The organism is Paraburkholderia diazotrophica, from assembly GCF_900108945.1.
Lineage (GTDB): Bacteria > Pseudomonadota > Gammaproteobacteria > Burkholderiales > Burkholderiaceae > Paraburkholderia > Paraburkholderia diazotrophica.
In genome coordinates, this window is the sequence record NZ_FNYE01000059.1 from 13,814 (window position 1) to 30,550 (window position 16,737).

Below are 16,737 nucleotides of genomic sequence, written 5' to 3' on the forward strand. Positions count from 1 at the left end.
ACTTTTCTAGTTCGTCAGTTTCGGGAGCAATGCGTCTGCCGGTAGCTGGGGCAAACTGCGGGTGAGCGCGGGGCAGATAAGCTGATCCAACACCCGACCGGTAAGCGAAGAGATATGCTCCACGAACTCAATCCACTCCCCCTGTCTGTGCAGGATGAAAAAATCGCGTCTACTGAGCCGTCCTGTCGGGAGCGGAAAAACAGCGATCTCGTTGAGATAATGTCTTGCCTGCCAGAGACAAAGCGGCGTTGAGATCGCAAAACCAAGATTTGCGCTGACCAGACTGAGCATCGGATCGGTGGCGTCGAATTCGTATCGACGCGGACTGTTGATCCCCAGATGTCGTGCCAGGCGTTCGATCTGCTGCCCAATCACCGATCGCGCCGTATACCGTATCAACGGCAGTTCAGCAGCTAATTGCCGCCAATGTGAATCTTTTGGAGCGCGCCCATCAAGCCAGCGGCGAGATGCCACAGCCAGAAACGCCTCCGAGAGAAGAGGGAGCTCGATAATGCGGTGGTCGTTGATTACCGTATGCGTGCACACCACAACGTCGACTTCCCCATTGTGTACCTGCCCGGAAAGTGCAGGCGTGAGCCCGGACCACATCTCGATCTGGCGAGTTGAGCTGGACATCGCGCGGATGATTTCCGGCCCGACGGTCGCGGCGAACGAATCGACGCATCCGAGGCGCACAGGCAGAGCACCGGCTAGCGACGCATCCCTGATCCGGCCGCTGACCGTGTGCGCATGCTGGAGCAGCGGACCGGCAAGTTCGAGCAGGGCGCGTCCAGCCAGATTAGGACGCGGCGGACGGCTGTCCCGGTCGAACAGATCCGTACCTTGCTCTCGCTCTAAAGCGGCGACGGATTGACTTACCGCGCTTTGGCTGACCTGAAGGCGCTTCGCGGCTGCCGTCATCGAGCCGGTCTCACACACCGCAACGAACGCCTCCAAAGCACGAAGGTCGATAGGTGACCGGGTACGTTTCATCGCTGCTCCCAACACTTCGGGGCTTCGGCGCCGCGTTTCGGCAAGTACTCAGTACAATGAAAGAAGCCGACCATACCCGTCGATACGGTCCGGCAACCCAGCAAGCCTCATGACGTCCCAGGCAACCGCTTGATTGCTGGTAATGACTGGCTTTCCGGTCCGTTGTTCAATCTCCTCGATGACTTCGATCGATCTGAGTGCTCCGCAGCTGATGAGGATCGCGTCGGCGTCTGGCCGGTCCAGAAATAGCGCCATTTGCACGATGCTCTCAGGCGTGACGCGCACCATATCGCTGTCTTTCTCTAGCTGGAGGCCATGGATGGCCAATACGTCAAAGCCCTCGTTTTCCAGATAGGACTTTTCCATTACGTTGATCTCGTCGAGGTAGGGCGTACCGATAACGATCCGTTTGGCCCCGACGGCTCGAAGCCCGCGAATTACCGCTGTGATCATGCTTGTGGTCTTCGCATTCGGAGCGCCACGGGTCAATTCGGCGAAAACTTTCTTTTCGCCGACGACCAGGCTACCGGAGGTGCAACCGTAGCAGATGACGTCGAGACTGCCATCAGGAAGGATTCGAGCCGCCGCATCAGCAAGGCTGGACGCGATGTTGTCAAGGGACTCCCTCGTGATGCTATCCGGATTGGGGACCCTTGTGAAATGGATACCTACCCCCTTCGGAAGCAAGGTGAACATGTCGTCTTCAATCGTCTGCTCGGTCGCAAGCAGCACAAATCCGGTCTTTGCGCGGTCATGGCGACCACCATCAAGCCTGGCTTCAAATCCAGTCGTCTCAGTCATGATATGGAGTCCTATTTATGAAAAAACGCGTGCGTATGGAAATGGTCAACCTGCTGGTGCAGTCGGGGCTGTGAGCGACTAGCCAGTTATGAATCGTGCGATGCGAGCCAATCCGAAGGAGATGTAGTTGCGTTGCACCAGGCCCAAGGCGCGCATATCTGCCGCCCGGAGCGCCCGGCAGCACTCTTCCAGCTCATGGTTTAAATACTCGACTTCTTCTTCCCAAAGATCGCTAACAAAGTTGTACCAGACACGTGATGCCTGAAAATAGCAGCGGTCATGCGTCTGTCGCAGTTCCCGGTTTCTGATCAGTTCATTGATCGCGAAATGTAGCTCGTGAAGGATCGCCCAGAACTCGTCGAAGTTGCGAGAGGTGTTCGATAGTGCGGCAGCGCGCGGAACCAGTCGCTCGATGCGCTCAAGTGCCTGCGGGGCATCGGTGGGCGAACAAAAGTCACCCAGCATCTCGCTCAGCCTCAATCGGAAATTGTAGGTGTCACGGTACTCCCGAAAATCAACACCGCTCACGATCGTACCGACGCCGTTTTTTGTCTCAACCAGACCTTCGTACTCGAGGCGCTGCAGAACCTGACGAATAGGCGTGCGGCTAACTTCGAATTCTTCGGCAAGCACGGTCTCTCCCAGCAATGTGCCGGGCGGATAGTGGAGGCTGCAGATGCGATCGCGCAACGTCCGATAGATGTCCGGCGTCTGGCCGCGAACTGCGGGCGCTTTCGAGGTGGGCCGCAAAGCTTGTCCCTTAAGTTTGACCACGCGTGCCATTAAAAAATCCTTCACAAGTGTGGTTGTGATAGTTGGCGCCGCCCAGTGATGACTGCGCTGGTGCTGAAATCTGCCCAATGATAGCCGGGATCAGTAGCTGTCCGCAACCTGTACACAGGTTAGCACAATTTACAGAAAAGGGAGAAACTCTGCGTGATGACATCAGCCGGTCGCTATGTGTGCACAGAGATCTGGGAGACTGTGGTGTGGTTGTAAGTAACTGAATTAGCGCAGTAAATATCGTTATCATCCGATTTTTTTAGTCCGTGAAACCTCGGTGAGCCTAAGCAAACATACCACTTGACATGCCAAATTGGTGCTCCTAGAGTCGAGCTGTGTACTTGCTGCATACAGCTAACAATGGAGGACATGTGGACGAATATGCAGGCCGGGTGGGCAAACTGCGTGACGCACTGCGTCGCGCCAATATCGATGTGGCGTTGATTAGCGACCCGGACTCAGTGGCCTACTTCGGGGGCTTCTGGAACTATCTGGGCGTTGAGTTCGGCCGCCCTACGCTGATGGTGATTTCTCAGGATCATGAGCCGGTCCTGATCACGCCGTTGATGGAATCCGAGATGTGCGGTCTGATGACCTGGGTCAAAGATATCCGTCCCTGGGCCGATGGTATTGATGATGAATGGCGAAAGCCGCTGCGAGAGGTACTGCAGGCTTCGAAGGCAAAGCGCGTGGGGATCGAGCGCGCGAAAATGCCGCCGCTCGTTTCGGGGGCACTTCCCGTTGAGGCAGGCAGCCTGACCGATGTGGGGCAGATCATCTTCGATCTGAGGACGATCAAGTCTGGAAGCGAAATCGCGGTCATGCGGCAAGCCGGGCAGGTGGCTGTTGCGATGGTCCAGGCGGCAAAGGAAGTCATCCGGGAGGGCGTACCGGAGTACGAGATTGCACTGGCAGTGATTGCCGGGGGCACCCGAAAAGCTGCCTCGTTCCTCGATGAACACAAGGATAGATTCGTTTCGCCGACGATCTACAACCTTCAAATCCTCCAGTCCGGACGGGATGTCTGTCTTGTGCACCGTCGATCCTCGGTTCGCACACTGAAGCGCGGCGACCCGGTCTATCTGTGCTTCTGTGGCATCGCAAACTTCAAGAACTACAAGCTCGGCTTCGATCGCGAGTTCTTCGTCGGATCGGTGACCGACGAGCAAGCTCGGGTCTATGAGGCCGCCGTTGCAGCGCAGCAAGCCGCGCTCGCGCAGATCAAGCCAGGTGTGCGCTGTGAAGATGTCAATGCTGCCGCTGAAGAGATCTATCGGGACGCGGGATTTGCCCCGGGATATCGGACCGGGCGCTCGATCGGCTACTCGTTCCTTGAGACGCCGGAGCTCAAGCGCGGCGAGCAGCGGACCCTGGAAGCGGGTATGACTTTCGCGGTCGACGGTGGCATCACGATCGAAGGAGAGTTTGGGGGACGAGTAGGAGACTCGATCGTTGTGACGTCAGATGGATTTGAATATCTGACCGATTATCCGCGCAAACTGACAGTGGTGTGAGCGCCATGGACGATCCGGTTACCCTAAGAACGCTGATCGCGGTGAATCGCGAGTTCTTCGACAGTCGTTGGAGCGAGAAAGATCTCGAAGAACTGGTCAACCCGCGGTTTGGCGTCGTCTCGGATCTGTCCAGCCTGGTAGAGCGGCTGTCAGCAATCCGGGCGAAAGATCTTGCTGACCAGGCCCCGTTCTGGATCGTGGAATGTCAGCCATGAAGCCAGTGAACGGCAATACCCTGAGAGGCATTTCAAAGGCGCTTTCGCGTGGGGATGTCACGGCCCTTGAGGTTGTTGATCACAGCCTCGCGCTGGCGGAAGCGACCAATGGGCTGCTCAAAAGCCTGATCACGGTGACCGGTGACTGCGCTCGCGCTCAGGCAAGGTCAGCCGATGAGCGCCGGCAAATTGGTAGACGGCGGGGAATACTCGACGGTATCCCGTACGTGGCGAAAGACGTATTCAAGACGGAAGGAATCCGGACTACGGCGGGAAGCAAGGTATTGGCTGAACACTATCCGCAAGAAGATGCCGATGTCGTTCGGAAGCTGGCGGAAGCGGGAGCGGTCCTCGTTGGCAAGGCGAACATGCACGAGTTCGCATATGGCGCCACAGGGGAGAATCAGTTCACCGGCACGACAGTGAACCCGTGGGACCAACGGCGCCTGGCCGGGGGCTCCAGTGGCGGCTCGGCTGCTGCTGTTGCAGCCGGGATTGTTCCCTTTGCGTTGGGCACTGATACAGGGGGATCAGTGCGTGTACCGGCAGCGCTGTGCGGAGTAACCGGCTTCAAACCTACGTTCGGACTGTTGGACTCCACTGGCGTCATTCCGTTCTGCTGGACGCTTGACCATGTGGGCATCATCGCCGGGAATGCGGATGACGTTTCCGTGGTGATCGACTCGCTGACGGATCTGCAGGTCTTCCGTACCAATGGCTCGCTGCATTCCCTTCGTATCGGGATTCCAAGAGGCTGGACCTCTCTTCTGGAACCTGGCGTTCGAGCCGGATACGAACGGGTAGTTGCCGTTCTAAGGGCGTCCGGCGCTACTTTCCACGAGATTGACCTGCCGGAACATGCTGAATCCCGGACCGTATCCCTCACCATTCAACTGGCCGAAGCTTTGGCGTATCACTCGCCATTGATCGCGTCGTCAGGTGAGCAATATGGGCCCGACGTCCGCAGCGGCTTCGTCCTCGGTCAGCAGTTATCCGCCGAAAGCTATGTGCAATGCCAACGGCTGCTGAGCGCGTACCGGGCATCGTTCACGCGACATTTCGAGACCATTGATGCCATTCTGACACCCACATGTCCGGTCGTCGCCCCCGAGACAGGCAGTACCCGAATACCAGTCGGCGATCAACTTCTCCCGATCGGTAACGCGCTGACGCTTTTTACCTCCTTCTTCAATCTGGTCGGCGCACCGGCCGTCGCACTGCCTGCCGGCACCGATGACAAGGGATTGCCAGTCAGTGTGCAACTCATCGGCGCACCAGGCAAGGACATCGCGATTCTTGAACTTGCACGACATCTTGAACAGGAACTGGCGCGAAGGTAAACGTGGCAGCTCTGTAGCGAATTCCACTTCAACGCAATGTAAAGGGGTTAGTATGCAAATCCGCAAAACATCGAAGCACGCTCGGACCTGTCTCTTCGTGCTGCTGAGCGCGATTCTTCCTGTCACGTCTGCCAGTGCCCAACAACTGGTCGTCGCCTCGTTCGGTGGGGCATATACCGCAAGCCAGGCGAAGGCCTTCTTTGAGCCGTACGCCGCGAAAACCGGGACCAAAGTCCTTCCCGCTGACTACAACGGCGGGCTGGCAGAGCTTCGTTCGCAGGTGCAGGCGGGCTCCGGTGCGTGGGACGTGATCGATCTTGAATTCCAGGATGCAGCTCGCGCATGCGACGAAGGATTGATTGACCCGATAAAGCCGGGTTCGCTTCCAAACGGTCAGGATGGCAAGTCCGCGTCTTCCGACTTCGTGCAGGGTTCCCTGATGGACTGCGGCGTCGGAACGATCCTCTGGTCGAACGTGATTGCATATGACAAGCGAAAGTTTACCGGGGAGCAGCCTACAACAATTGCCGACTTCTTTGATTTGAAGCGGTTCCCGGGCAAGCGCGGGCTAAGCAACAAACCGAACGGAAACCTCGAATGGGCGCTCATGGCTGATGGCGTACCGCGAGACAAGGTTTATGCAACCCTGCGCACGCCGGCCGGCCTCGAGCGTGCGTTCAAGAAACTCGACACGATCAAGGCTAACGCGATCTTCTGGGGGGCGCAGGCACAGTCCGTCCAGCTTCTCGCCGATGGAGAGGTCGCGATGACAGAAGGCGGCAATGGCAGATTCACAGACGCCATCACCAAGGACAAGAAGCCTTTCGGTATTCTCTGGCAAGGCCAGATCATCAACGGTGATGTGTTTGCTGTATCGAAGGCCAGCAAGAATAAAGCGGCTGCGCTCGATTTTATTCGCTTTGCCACTTCGGCGCCTCAGCTTGCTGCGCAGACAAAATACATCAGCTATGCCCCCGCGCGTCGTTCCGCATTGCCATTGGTGGACGCATCCCTGCGAGAGAATCTGCCGACATCGCCTGCGAATCTGAAGGTTGGGCTCGCCAGTGACACGGCGTTCTGGAACGACGAGCAGGACGAAATCAATCGCCGTTGGGCTGCGTGGATGGCCCACTAAGAGGAACGTTATGAACATGCTAAACGTCTTCCACCAGCGAGAACAGGGCAATGCTGGACGAGCCGATAGTGACCACGTTGTCTTCTCGCAGGTCGAGAAGAGCTACGACGGCAATACGCACGTCGTCAAATCACTCTCGCTCTCAGTCAAACGTGGCGAGTTTCTCACGTTACTGGGTCCGTCAGGCTCAGGAAAAACGACGACGCTGATGATGCTTGCAGGCTTCGAGGCACCCACTGCGGGGACGATTAGCATCGGTGGCGTGAATCTGACAAACACGCCACCACATAAGCGGGGCATTGGCATGGTGTTCCAGAACTATGCCCTGTTTCCTCACATGTCGATTGCGGACAACGTGGCGTTTCCGTTGGCCGCAAGGAAAATGTCAAGGAGCGAGATCGGCGAGCGCGTAACCCGGGCCTTGGAGATGGTCAAGATGCAGGATTATGCGTCGCGCCGGCCCGCGCAGCTTTCAGGGGGACAGCAGCAGCGCATTGCGCTGGCTCGAGCGCTTGTATTCGAGCCAACTCTTGTCCTGATGGACGAGCCGCTTGGCGCGTTGGACAAACAGCTTCGCGAGCACATGCAGACTGAAATCAAGCACCTGCACAAGATGCTGGGCGTTACCGTCGTGTATGTGACCCACGATCAGGACGAAGCTTTGGCGATGTCCGATCGGGTCGCCATTTTCAACAATGGAGTGATCGAACAGATCGGGCCGCCCGCCGAGATTTACGAATCGCCGAACACCGAGTTTGTGTCACGGTTCGTCGGCGACAACAACCTTCTGGAAGGGGTTGTGGACGACTGTTATATATCAGAAAGCGGGGGCTATCGCGCAAAGATCACGCACGGCGCTTGCCGATTTGAAGCGGTGGCCGCCAAGCCACTTGCGTCGGGTACGCATATCACCCTGGTGTTAAGGCCGGAAAGGGTGTCACTTGCTGGACAGGACGGATCTTTTGAGAACCAGGTGAGTTCCCAGATTGTAGAGTCGACGTATTTCGGCGATCACGTTCGCCTGACATGCCGTATCCCCAGCGGCAACGAAATCATCGTGAAACTGGCGAATACGTCGAGTCTGGGTTCCCTTCAGGCCGGGCAGACGTTGCCTATCGGCTGGCGCTCGGCTGATAGCCGTGCACTACTGGCAATAGGAGGATAGCGATGAGCCCGATGACTATGGCCGAGACGCACAGCCAGGACGCTTCATTTCAGGAGCAGTGGGGCGGCGCATTGAAAACGCGCGTTCAAAAAGCACGGCGGCGCGAGACGCGCAAGTCGTTGTTGCTGGTCGCGCCCGTGATTCTGTTCCTCATGCTGACCTTCCTCGTGCCAATCGCCAAGATGTTTCAGGTCAGTATCTATGATCCGACATTGCGCGACCTTCTTCCAAATACAACTCGTACGCTCGATGGCGGTTCGAAGGTGACAACGGCGAACCAGGTCTGGCAGAGCCTGGCCCGCGATCTCGTTTCGGCCAGAGATCAGGGCAAGCTGGGCATTGTCGCGAGCCGACTGAACGCTGAGCGTCCAGGGCTGCGATCCGTCGTAGAACGTACTGCCCGGCGCGCAGCGGCTAGTGACGATGCGCCTACCGCCCAGTGGTTCGCAAATATCGACCCGGCCTGGGGTGAACCCGAAATAATGCCCATGCTGGCGCGTGCCACACGCGCATTCACATTCGACAACTATCTATCGGCGTTAGACTTCCGCCGCGATGAAAAAGGAAGCATTGCTTCCCAACCGCAGGATGAGCGGATTTATCGGTCTTTATATTTGAAGACTTTCGGGGTGGCTATCGCCGTAACGGTTCTTTGCGGTGTAATGGGCTACCCGATCGCCTACCTGATGGCGACGAGCTCAAAGGCAACCGCGAACCGGCTGATGATCCTGGTGCTGGTTCCATTCTGGACATCCATGCTGGTTCGGGTTACCGCATGGATGGTGCTGCTGCAGTCCCAAGGCGTCGTGAACGATCTTCTCGTGCTCGCTGGCGTGGTCAATGAGAACAATCGCGTAATGCTGATCTACAACCTTACCGGCACCTTGATAGCGATGACACACATCCTGTTGCCGTTCTTCATACTTCCGCTTTACAGCGTGATGGTCGCGGTACCTCCCAGTTATATGCGGGCCGCGCAATCGCTCGGTGCCGGACGGTTTAGTGCCTTCTGGAAGGTCTATTTCCCTATCACGCTCCCAGGCGTCGGAGCTGGCGCGCTGCTGGTGTTGATCCTGGCTCTTGGGTACTACATCACGCCGGCTCTTGTCGGCGGACAGTCGGGACAGATGATCTCCAATATGATTGCTTTCAATATTCAGACCTCGCTGAACTGGGGTCTCGCGGCCGCACTGAGCATCGTGCTACTGGTTGTGGTGCTGGCCCTTTATTTCGTCTACAACCGTCTGATCGGTGCTGAAAACCTGAGAATGGGATAAGCATGAACATTCATACGCAGCCGTTTCGCTCGCCCGTCGAGAAAGGATGGAACGTTATTTTTGTACTGATCTGCACGACGATCTTCCTTTTTCTTGTTGCGCCGATCCTGGTCATCATTCCTTTGTCCTTCAACGCCGAGCCCTATTTCACATTCACGCGGGCAATGTTGCACTTGCATACCGATGCGTGGTCCCTTCGTTGGTATGACTCATTCTTTAGCAACCCTCGCTGGTTGCTTTCGGTGAGGAATAGCCTCGTCGTCGGCGTCGCGACCACGATTCTCGCGGCGTCAATCGGGACCGCGGCAGCGCTAGGTTTAAGGCAGCGCCTTCTGCCTGGCAGGTCGCTCATGATGAGCTTCATCCTTGCACCGATGGTGGTGCCGACAATCGTTACAGGCGCCGGAACCTATTTTGTTTTCGCAAAAGTTGGGCTGGTCGATAATCTCTGGGGGCTGATTGCCGCGCATACTGCGCTCGGGATTCCATTCGTCGTAGTCACGGTCCTGGCTTCTGTCAGCGGCCTGGATCGATCATTCGAAAGAGCGGGCGCGATCATGGGGGCGCCACCGTGGATGGTTTTTCGCAAGGTCACACTACCACTCATCATGCCGGGCGTAACGGCGGGCGCAGTCCTGGCCTTCATCACGTCTTTCGACGAGGTTGTTTTCGCGCTGTTTCTGTTGCCAAGTCCGCAGTACTTCACATTGCCCAGGCAGATGTGGTCCGGCCTTCGCGAGCAGATCAGTCCCGCGATTCTGGCCGCGGCGACGCTCTGGATATTGCTCTCATTGGTCATGATGTGGCTCGTCGGCGCACTTCGCAAAAGAGCGGCGCTTGTGCGACGATCCTCGTAGGGGGCGCCCCGTGTCTCATCCCGGTCGCGTAATCGTCGAATGCGGTAATTTACCGCTGCTCGTCCTGACTCCCCATGCCGGCAGGCAGATCCCGCAAGATCTCACTCAGCCGCAACGTGGGGAGGCGCTGCAGGGTGACATTGTTGACCCGGCTGGCGAAACCGTCCGGACAGTGGCACGAACCCTCAACGCGTCCTTGATTGGCGGACCGTATCATCCGTGCGTAATCGATCTGAATGTTGACGCGGACGATCCGGATCTTACGCCGCATTTCAATCGGCTGAGAGTCTGCCTGTCCCACACAGCCGATGGCGAAGCGCTCTATGATGACGACGTCGGATACGAACGGGCGGTGCACGCAAGGGTCGCACAATACTGGCGACCTTTCCACGACGCCGTCACTCAGGAGCTTTGCCGTCTGCATTCCATGCATACCCGCGTGCTCGTATTTGTCACTCATGCGAGACAATGGTTGCATTATCCTGACAAGCGAGCTCACCTCGCAGATTTCACATTTTCGACGCATTTGGGCCGACCCGCCGACATCCGCCTGGTCGAGGCACTAACGGCCAACGTCGAGCGAGGCGGGTACTCACGGGTACTGAATCCTGGCGACGCCGGTGGCGTCGCTGCGCAGAGATACGGCAATCCGGGGAACGGAGTGCACGTTATCCAGGTTGAGATCGGCGCACGATGGCGAACAGGCTGTACGTTCGATTCAAGTCTGCGACCAGCAGTCGTCACCGAGGACGGTCCGGAGGGCTTGGCTTCGATTCTCGCAAACATGCTCAACACCCTTGGCTCCAGGCTGGTGGAGATTGATCGCTGAGACGTTGATAAGCGATTGTTCATCGAGGTAGCGCGAGTTCGCGGTGCGAAGACTCGTGGACTTGCGCTCTGCACTTGCGCTGATTGCGGGAGCGACGCATGTTGTGCTTGTGGCGGTGGGATTTCATGTGGACATCGTTGTGCGTAAGTATCCTCAAACGGGTAGCTCGTTTTTCTGCTGCTTCGCGTGATGACGTCAGTCGAGCGCTTGTAGTAACACTCACGGCTCAAGCACATGCAGTGGCTCGAGTTAGGCGGCGAGGTCTCGGTGGGGGCGCGCACCATCTGGTCGCGAGGGGGCATTTCCGAGCGTGCTTGTCGCGCACGGCTATCCGGTCATACGTCGTACCGGGCGGGAACGGGTGTACCGGATGCCGTGAAGCGCGTTATGGAGGGTGTGCTGCCGGTCATTACCGCACGCGGCGACGATCGCATCGCACTTTTACGGTTCATGTGAATGCGGTGCGCCGAGCTGGCGCGGCACGGGAACAGCGGTCCTGAAAGTCCACACTTCGGGAACCATAGATATATGATTATCGGGGAACAGGGACGCCTCCTGAGATTGCGCCAGGAGGGTCTGCAAACACTCTTCGTCAAATCCGGCTCGTTAGTTCTGGCAAGACGGTAAAAAGGTCATCCACAAGGCCGTAGTCGGCAACGCTAAAAATCGGCGCTTCCGCATCTTTATTGATCGCGACGATCACCTTTGAGTCCTTCATCCCGGCGAGATGCTGGATCGCGCCGGAAATGCCGACCGCGACGTAGAGTTGCGGTGCGACAATCTTGCCGGTCTGTCCGACCTGCCAGTCGTTTGGCGCGAAGCCTGAATCCACCGCGGCGCGCGATGCACCTACTGCCGCGCCGAGTTTCTGCGCCAGCGGATCGAGTAGCGCGAAGTTGTCCGCGCTACCCATGCCGCGCCCGCCCGACACGACGATGGGTGCCGACGTCAGTTCTGGCCGCTCGCTTTTTGCGAGCTCGCGACGAACGAAGCGTGCGCGGCGCGTGCCTTCGCTGGCGTCGTGCGTTTCGATCGGCGCGCCGCCCCCATCCGAGGGCGCAGCATCGAATGCAGTCGTGCGAATCGTGGCGACCTTGATCGGGTCGTCGCATTGTACCGTGGCGATCGCGTTGCCCGCGTAGATCGGGCGATCGAAGGTATCGGCCGAATGAATCGCGATGACATCGGAAATTTGCGAGGCGTCGAGCTTCGCGGCGACACGCGGTGCGACGTTCTTGCCGGAGGCGGTCGCACAGAACAGCACGTGCGTGTACGACGGCGCGAGCATCAGCACCTGCGTGGCGACATTCTCGGCGAGACCGTCGGCGAGCTGCGGCGCGTCAATCAGGATCACCTTGTCGACGCCTTGTATCGCGGCGGCCGCTTTCGCGACGGCGCCTACATCGTGGCCGGCGACGAGCACGTGCACACAGTCATTCAACTGGCGCGCGGCGTTCACCGTGTGCAGCGTGGCGAGCTTGAGCACAGAGGCTTCATGGTCGGCAATGATGAGAGTGGTCATTCAGATTACCTTCGCTTCGTTTCGGAGTTTGTCAATCAGCGTGGCGACGTCAGGGACGCGCAAGCCGGCCTTGCGCGCTGCCGGCTCGACGACTTTCAGCGTCTTCAGGCGCGGCGCCGGATCGACCGCGAGTCCGGCCGGTGTGAGGATATCTAGCGGCTTTTTCTTCGCCTTCATGATGCTGGGCAGCGTCACGTAACGCGGTTCGTTCAGGCGAAGATCGGTTGTCACGATAGCCGGCAGGTCGAGCTCGATCACTTCGAAGCCGCCGTCCACTTCACGCGTGACGGTTGCCGTGTTGCCCTGAATCTCAATGGCGCTCGCAAACGTGGCCTGCGGCCAGTCAAGCAGCGCGGCGAGCAATTGGCCTGTCTGTCCGGCGTCGTCGTCGATGGCCTGCTTGCCAAGAATGACCAGTTTCGGCTGCTCGCGTTCGACTGCCGCCTTCAGCAGCTTCGCGACTGCAAGCGGTTGCAGCTCAACGTCTGTCTGAATGTGCAGCGCGCGGTCCGCGCCGATGGCGAGCGCCGTGCGCAGCGTTTCCGCGCTCTGCGCCGGGCCGCACGTTACTGCGATGACGTCGCTAGCGTGGCCGGCTTCCTTCAGGCGCGTCGCCGCTTCGATGGCGATTTCGTCGAACGGATTCGTCGACATCTTCACGTTGCCGATATCGACGCCCGTCTGGTCCGCCTTCACGCGAACCTTCACGTTGTAGTCGACAACACGTTTCACTGCTGCCATGACCTTCATGCATGCTTTCCTTTGCTGGGGAGAGAGTCGGCGTGCGCGGCGTGCCAGCCGCGTGACACGGGTTCGATGATGACAAGCGCACCGTATGGCGCAGGGGCATGTGTTGGTGCTTCGTTTGAGACTTTGCCAGTGTCTTCGTCGCGCGATGGCGCAATCTCGAGCGCAGGGCCGTCGGCGAGTCGCGTCGCGACGTGCGCAGCGTCGAGCACAATGGCGTCTCCGCTGCCTGTCGCGCTAACGATGCAACTGCCGCACAGCGTTACAACAAGCACGAAGCAGCCGGCCTGCACATACGTCGTTTCGTACAGCAGCGTGATGTGCGCGTGATAGCGCCCGCGCGCGGCCATCGCGTTGAGCTTGATGACAGGGCCGTCGCGCAACGTGTCCTGCCAGGTGGTGCCACCGTCGTATTCGGATGGGCGACCGGGTTGCAGTTCGACGCGCGTCGTGCCTTCGTCTAGCGTGACGCCTGCACCTTGCATCACGAGCGACACGCGCGTCATGCCGGCGAACCGCGAGTATGGACCGTCGCGTTCGACGTCCGCGAGGCTGATGCGCCAGCCGCCGTCGACGTCTTCCGCGAGCATCCGCATGGTGCCGCCGCCGTTGCGCCAAGGTTGCAATGCGAATGACGTGAGCGGCCGGATCGCAAGGCCGGCGGCTGCCTTCACCTCAGGAGACGGCGCCGAGCCCATACTTGCCGGTCAGGAGCTTGCCGGTTGTGAAGCGTTCGATCGAATACGGTCTGAGTGACACATCCGTCTGCAAACCGAGCGCGCATTGCGCGAGGATCTTGCCGACCATCGGCGAGAGCTTGAAGCCGTGGCCCGAGAAGCCGTAGCCGACCACCAGACCTTCGATGCCCGGCAGCGGACCGAGCACCGGATTCCAGTCCGGCGTCACGTCGTACACACCCGTCCACGACGACGCAATGCCCGCAGTCTCGTAGGCGGGGAACCGCTCCGCGACCTGCGCGCCGACATCGACGATGTAGTCCATCGGGATGTCGCCTTGTTCGGTGTCGGCAGTGTTCAGGTTTTCTCCGACCACGCCTTCGCTGACCAGCATCTGGTTGCCGCCGTAGCTGCGGTAATAGAGCATGCCTTCCGACGCGAGATCCTTAAACACGGGCATCGTGAATGTGTAGGGCGCTTCCGCACACTCGAGCGCAAGTACCGCGTGACGCTCGGGAGCGATCGGCAGCGTCTTGCCGGTCCAGCCGGCCAGTTCCGGCGTCCAGATGTTTTGCGTGCTGATGACGGTGCCGGCCGCGAAATCTCCGGCGCTGGTCGATACGCCGACCACCTTTCCATTTTCGATGAGCAACTCGTTGACGGCGACGTTTTCGCGGATTGTTACGCCGCCGCGACGCGCGGCGCGCGCAAAACCGGTCGCCGTGAGATAGGCGTCGGCGAAGCCGGCTTCTGGCTCGTAGCCGATGAGCGCAGCGTCGTCGAAGGTGGCGATCGGCATCAGTTCTTGTGCCTGGCGCGCGTCGAGCAGTTCGAGCGGAATGCCCTGCTGCTTCTGTTGATCGAGCGATGCACGCAGTGGTTCGAGCTTGTCATCGTCGGCTGCGACGATCATGTAGCCGCATTTGACGAGGCCGCACGACGCTTCGTCATCTCCGAGATAATTGGTGAAGTCGTTGAACGCCGACCAGGACTTGCGCGCCAGTTCGACGTTTTCCTTTACCGAATAGTGCGTACGCAGGATCCCGGACGACTGAGCCGTTGTGCCGGCGCCTACCGTCGCCCGATCAAGCACCAGCACACGCTTTGCACCGAGCCTTGACAGGTGAAAGGCAACAGACGTCCCGATCACACCCGCGCCTATCACAACCACATCGTACTTGTTCACGGACGCACGCCCCTTGTGAGATTGATGTGCCCAGTCTGCGCTTCACCGTGGAGGCCTACGTTTGCATAAGCAAATCTGTTGATCGCCCATAAGATGCAGCTCAGGCGCGAGAGATGTGACAGAAACACTCCGATGGGTGGCACTATGGAGTCTTACCATGTACTCGGGCGGGTGAAAAAGTCCAGATGCAAGAGATTGCAAGAGGTGCTTTCGTGGCGATGGCTGCAATCGCGATCGCCTTGTTGAGTTGCGTGGCTGCGCGCTGTTTGTTGCGGCTTTTCCTGTCACCGCCGCGCGCGGCGGTGGTTTCCGAGGTAATCGGCCTGGCCATGCTGATTGCCTCGTGTGCTTATTATTTTAGCGGCGGGCGGGCATAGTCGAGCCAACCATCCACCGCATCGACAGGAATGCAACGGAGGTCACCGGTTATAGGACACATCCGCTGCTACATATCCGTGTAGTTGGGGCCGCCGCCTCCCTCCGGCGGCACCCAGACAATGTTCTGAGTCGGAACCTTGACGTCGCATGTCTTGCAATGCACACAGTTCTGCGCATTGATAACCAGCCGCTCGTGACCATCTCCAGTCTCGACGAACTCATAGACGCCAGCCGGGCAATAGCGACTTTCGGGGCCCCGCATAGTGCCGCAGGTTGACATTGATCGGAACAGCCGGATCCTTGAGTGTGAGATGCGCCGGCTGATTATCGTCGTGATTCGTGTACGATAAAAATACTGAAGACAATCGGTCAAACGTCAGCTTGCCGTCCGGCTTTGGGTAATCGATCTTCCTGCATTCCGACGCAGGTTTGAGCATCTCATGGTCCGACTGAGCGTGCTTCAGGATACGAATCCAGTTCGTCGCACTGGCGTCCCTCTTGAAGCGCATCGAAGGTCGCCTGCGCTCCCAACGTGCCCGTTTTGATTGCGCCGTGAGAACCCTTGATGCGCGAAGCGTCGAGAAGCCTGCTTCGTTGCCAACGAGCGCACCGCCGGGAAACACCAGCTTAGGCAGAGACATCAATCCGACAGCGGTGATCGCTCGTGCCCCGTAAGACAGGCGCCTGCCACCTTCCAAAAATATTCGAACTTCCGGGTGCATCTTGTAGCGCTGGAATTCCTCGAACGGCGACAGGTACGGTTTTGTATAGCCTAGTCCCACTACAAAACCGGTGACGATCCGGTTGTCGTCCATGTGGTAAAGAAACGAGCCGCCATAGGTGCCGGCATCAAGCGGCCAGCCGCCCGTGTGCCGCCATCAGCGGCTCATGCCCTCAATGCTGCGCGAGTGAATGTCCGGGAAGTCGTGGATCGAGAGCCATGTTCCGAGCGTTGCCCACGTGACATCGCGGCGGCTTGCGCTTTCGTATGGGACAGTGTCGGTGAGCAGTGACATGATGACACTCCGGCTCATTGGATAGGCGTCGCCGTCACACGCGCCCGAAATGATAGGTCAGACTGGCCTGTTTTCGTTTGGATTGCGAACCGGCCCCATCGCTTCGAGTCCTTCCGCGTAGCTGATCGTGTCAAACGACAGGTCGAAGAGGATCGCGGCGTCGGCGACCGCGTCGAGCTTGCCGGCCGTGTCTTTCCTTTTCAGCTCGCTCTTCTCCAGATGCAGGAGCTCAAGCATCTCGTTGTAGACGGTCGATTCCACAATCGGCAGCACGTAGAACACCGCTCCGTTGTACGGCACCT

At 58.7% G+C, this 16,737-nt stretch carries 17 protein-coding genes and 2 pseudogenes; 9 read left to right on the plus strand and 10 right to left on the minus strand.

The features are described 5' to 3' along the window. Positions 1-6 precede the first annotated feature (6 nt). The 3 genes from BMW76_RS37445 to BMW76_RS37455 all read right to left on the minus strand — a co-directional run bounded on the left by BMW76_RS37445 (position 7) and on the right by BMW76_RS37455 (position 2,577). Complete coding sequence (locus BMW76_RS37445; protein ID WP_090873796.1) at positions 7-993, minus strand: LysR family transcriptional regulator; 987 nt, start codon at positions 991-993, stop codon at positions 7-9. Positions 994-1,041: 48 nt separating this feature from the next. Then, positions 1,042-1,794, minus strand: a complete 753-nt coding sequence (locus tag BMW76_RS37450) for a maleate cis-trans isomerase family protein (RefSeq protein ID WP_090873797.1) — start codon at positions 1,792-1,794, stop codon at positions 1,042-1,044. 78 nt (positions 1,795-1,872) lie between these two features. Then, entirely contained in the window at positions 1,873-2,577 is a 705-nt protein-coding gene (locus BMW76_RS37455) for a GntR family transcriptional regulator (protein ID WP_015004797.1), read from the minus strand. Between the two features lie 371 nt (positions 2,578-2,948). Between BMW76_RS37455 and BMW76_RS37460 the strand changes: the two genes are divergently transcribed. Genes BMW76_RS37460 through BMW76_RS37495 form a run of 8 tightly spaced genes read left to right on the plus strand, consistent with a single transcriptional unit; the run spans position 2,949 to position 10,909 of the window. Next, positions 2,949-4,091, plus strand: coding sequence for a M24 family metallopeptidase (locus BMW76_RS37460; RefSeq protein WP_090873798.1), 1,143 nt, complete (start codon positions 2,949-2,951; stop codon positions 4,089-4,091). Positions 4,092-4,096: 5 nt separating this feature from the next. Further along, positions 4,097-4,306, plus strand: a complete 210-nt coding sequence (locus BMW76_RS37465) for a hypothetical protein (protein WP_143062422.1) — start codon at positions 4,097-4,099, stop codon at positions 4,304-4,306. Further along, on the plus strand, positions 4,303-5,646 hold the full coding sequence (locus BMW76_RS37470) for an amidase (protein ID WP_090873800.1): 1,344 nt from the start codon (positions 4,303-4,305) through the stop codon (positions 5,644-5,646). The genes BMW76_RS37465 and BMW76_RS37470 overlap by 4 nt, the downstream gene beginning before the upstream one ends. Before the next feature lie 52 nt (positions 5,647-5,698). Further along, a complete protein-coding gene (locus BMW76_RS37475) occupies positions 5,699-6,781 on the plus strand; it encodes an ABC transporter substrate-binding protein (protein ID WP_012406815.1) in 1,083 nt (360 codons plus the stop codon). 10 nt (positions 6,782-6,791) lie between these two features. Continuing rightward, positions 6,792-7,946, plus strand: a complete 1,155-nt coding sequence (locus tag BMW76_RS37480) for an ABC transporter ATP-binding protein (protein WP_090873801.1) — start codon at positions 6,792-6,794, stop codon at positions 7,944-7,946. Positions 7,947-7,948: 2 nt separating this feature from the next. After that, entirely contained in the window at positions 7,949-9,223 is a 1,275-nt protein-coding gene (locus BMW76_RS37485) for an ABC transporter permease (protein WP_090873802.1), read from the plus strand. 2 nt (positions 9,224-9,225) lie between these two features. Then, on the plus strand, positions 9,226-10,080 hold the full coding sequence (locus BMW76_RS37490; protein ID WP_090873803.1) for an ABC transporter permease: 855 nt from the start codon (positions 9,226-9,228) through the stop codon (positions 10,078-10,080). A 10-nt stretch (positions 10,081-10,090) separates the two neighbouring features. Then, positions 10,091-10,909 (plus strand): N-formylglutamate amidohydrolase, encoded by an 819-nt coding sequence (locus BMW76_RS37495; protein ID WP_090873804.1) that lies wholly within the window; start codon positions 10,091-10,093, stop codon positions 10,907-10,909. Positions 10,910-11,501: 592 nt separating this feature from the next. On the opposite strand, the gene BMW76_RS37505 is transcribed toward BMW76_RS37495, so the two are convergent. The 4 genes from BMW76_RS37505 to BMW76_RS37520 all read right to left on the minus strand — a co-directional run bounded on the left by BMW76_RS37505 (position 11,502) and on the right by BMW76_RS37520 (position 15,041). Continuing rightward, a complete protein-coding gene (locus BMW76_RS37505; protein ID WP_090873806.1) occupies positions 11,502-12,431 on the minus strand; it encodes an electron transfer flavoprotein subunit alpha/FixB family protein in 930 nt (309 codons plus the stop codon). Next, a complete protein-coding gene (locus BMW76_RS37510) occupies positions 12,432-13,181 on the minus strand; it encodes an electron transfer flavoprotein subunit beta/FixA family protein (protein WP_090873807.1) in 750 nt (249 codons plus the stop codon). Further along, complete coding sequence (locus BMW76_RS37515) at positions 13,178-13,774, minus strand: HutD family protein (protein ID WP_090873810.1); 597 nt, start codon at positions 13,772-13,774, stop codon at positions 13,178-13,180. The genes BMW76_RS37510 and BMW76_RS37515 overlap by 4 nt, the downstream gene beginning before the upstream one ends. A gap of 79 nt (positions 13,775-13,853) precedes the next feature. Then, the gene (locus tag BMW76_RS37520) at positions 13,854-15,041 is read right to left on the minus strand and encodes an NAD(P)/FAD-dependent oxidoreductase (protein WP_090873808.1); all 1,188 of its coding nucleotides are present in this window, start codon (positions 15,039-15,041) and stop codon (positions 13,854-13,856) included. A gap of 185 nt (positions 15,042-15,226) precedes the next feature. Here BMW76_RS37520 and BMW76_RS37525 point away from each other — a divergent pair, with 185 nt between their 5' ends. After that, a complete protein-coding gene (locus tag BMW76_RS37525; protein ID WP_090873809.1) occupies positions 15,227-15,418 on the plus strand; it encodes a hypothetical protein in 192 nt (63 codons plus the stop codon). Positions 15,419-15,486: 68 nt separating this feature from the next. On the opposite strand, the pseudogene BMW76_RS37530 reads toward BMW76_RS37525, so the two are convergent. From BMW76_RS37530 to BMW76_RS37535, 3 genes and pseudogenes are all read right to left on the minus strand, one after another. After that, a pseudogene (locus BMW76_RS37530) lies at positions 15,487-16,291 on the minus strand (4Fe-4S dicluster domain-containing protein); the annotation flags it as partial. A gap of 6 nt (positions 16,292-16,297) precedes the next feature. Beyond that, positions 16,298-16,435, minus strand: a complete 138-nt coding sequence (locus BMW76_RS40780; RefSeq protein ID WP_233445484.1) for a hypothetical protein — start codon at positions 16,433-16,435, stop codon at positions 16,298-16,300. A 57-nt stretch (positions 16,436-16,492) separates the two neighbouring features. Further along, a pseudogene (locus BMW76_RS37535) lies at positions 16,493-16,737 on the minus strand (hypothetical protein); the annotation flags it as partial.

Bases quoted from the DNA above. Each gene is read 5' to 3' on its own strand.
- BMW76_RS37445 (WP_090873796.1), bottom strand. From the start codon at position 993: ATGAAACGTACCCGGTCACCTATCGACCTTCGTGCTTTGGAGGCGTTC.
- BMW76_RS37450 (WP_090873797.1), bottom strand. From the start codon at position 1,794: ATGACTGAGACGACTGGATTTGAAGCCAGGCTTGATGGTGGTCGCCAT.
- BMW76_RS37455 (WP_015004797.1), bottom strand. From the start codon at position 2,577: ATGGCACGCGTGGTCAAACTTAAGGGACAAGCTTTGCGGCCCACCTCG.
- BMW76_RS37465 (WP_143062422.1), top strand. From the start codon at position 4,097: ATGGACGATCCGGTTACCCTAAGAACGCTGATCGCGGTGAATCGCGAG.
- BMW76_RS37470 (WP_090873800.1), top strand. From the start codon at position 4,303: ATGAAGCCAGTGAACGGCAATACCCTGAGAGGCATTTCAAAGGCGCTT.
- BMW76_RS37475 (WP_012406815.1), top strand. From the start codon at position 5,699: ATGCAAATCCGCAAAACATCGAAGCACGCTCGGACCTGTCTCTTCGTG.
- BMW76_RS37480 (WP_090873801.1), top strand. From the start codon at position 6,792: ATGAACATGCTAAACGTCTTCCACCAGCGAGAACAGGGCAATGCTGGA.
- BMW76_RS37485 (WP_090873802.1), top strand. From the start codon at position 7,949: ATGAGCCCGATGACTATGGCCGAGACGCACAGCCAGGACGCTTCATTT.
- BMW76_RS37490 (WP_090873803.1), top strand. From the start codon at position 9,226: ATGAACATTCATACGCAGCCGTTTCGCTCGCCCGTCGAGAAAGGATGG.
- BMW76_RS37505 (WP_090873806.1), bottom strand. From the start codon at position 12,431: ATGACCACTCTCATCATTGCCGACCATGAAGCCTCTGTGCTCAAGCTC.
- BMW76_RS37510 (WP_090873807.1), bottom strand. From the start codon at position 13,181: ATGAAGGTCATGGCAGCAGTGAAACGTGTTGTCGACTACAACGTGAAG.
- BMW76_RS37515 (WP_090873810.1), bottom strand. From the start codon at position 13,774: ATGCGGATGCTCGCGGAAGACGTCGACGGCGGCTGGCGCATCAGCCTC.
- BMW76_RS37525 (WP_090873809.1), top strand. From the start codon at position 15,227: ATGCAAGAGATTGCAAGAGGTGCTTTCGTGGCGATGGCTGCAATCGCG.
- BMW76_RS40780 (WP_233445484.1), bottom strand. From the start codon at position 16,435: ATGTCACTGCTCACCGACACTGTCCCATACGAAAGCGCAAGCCGCCGC.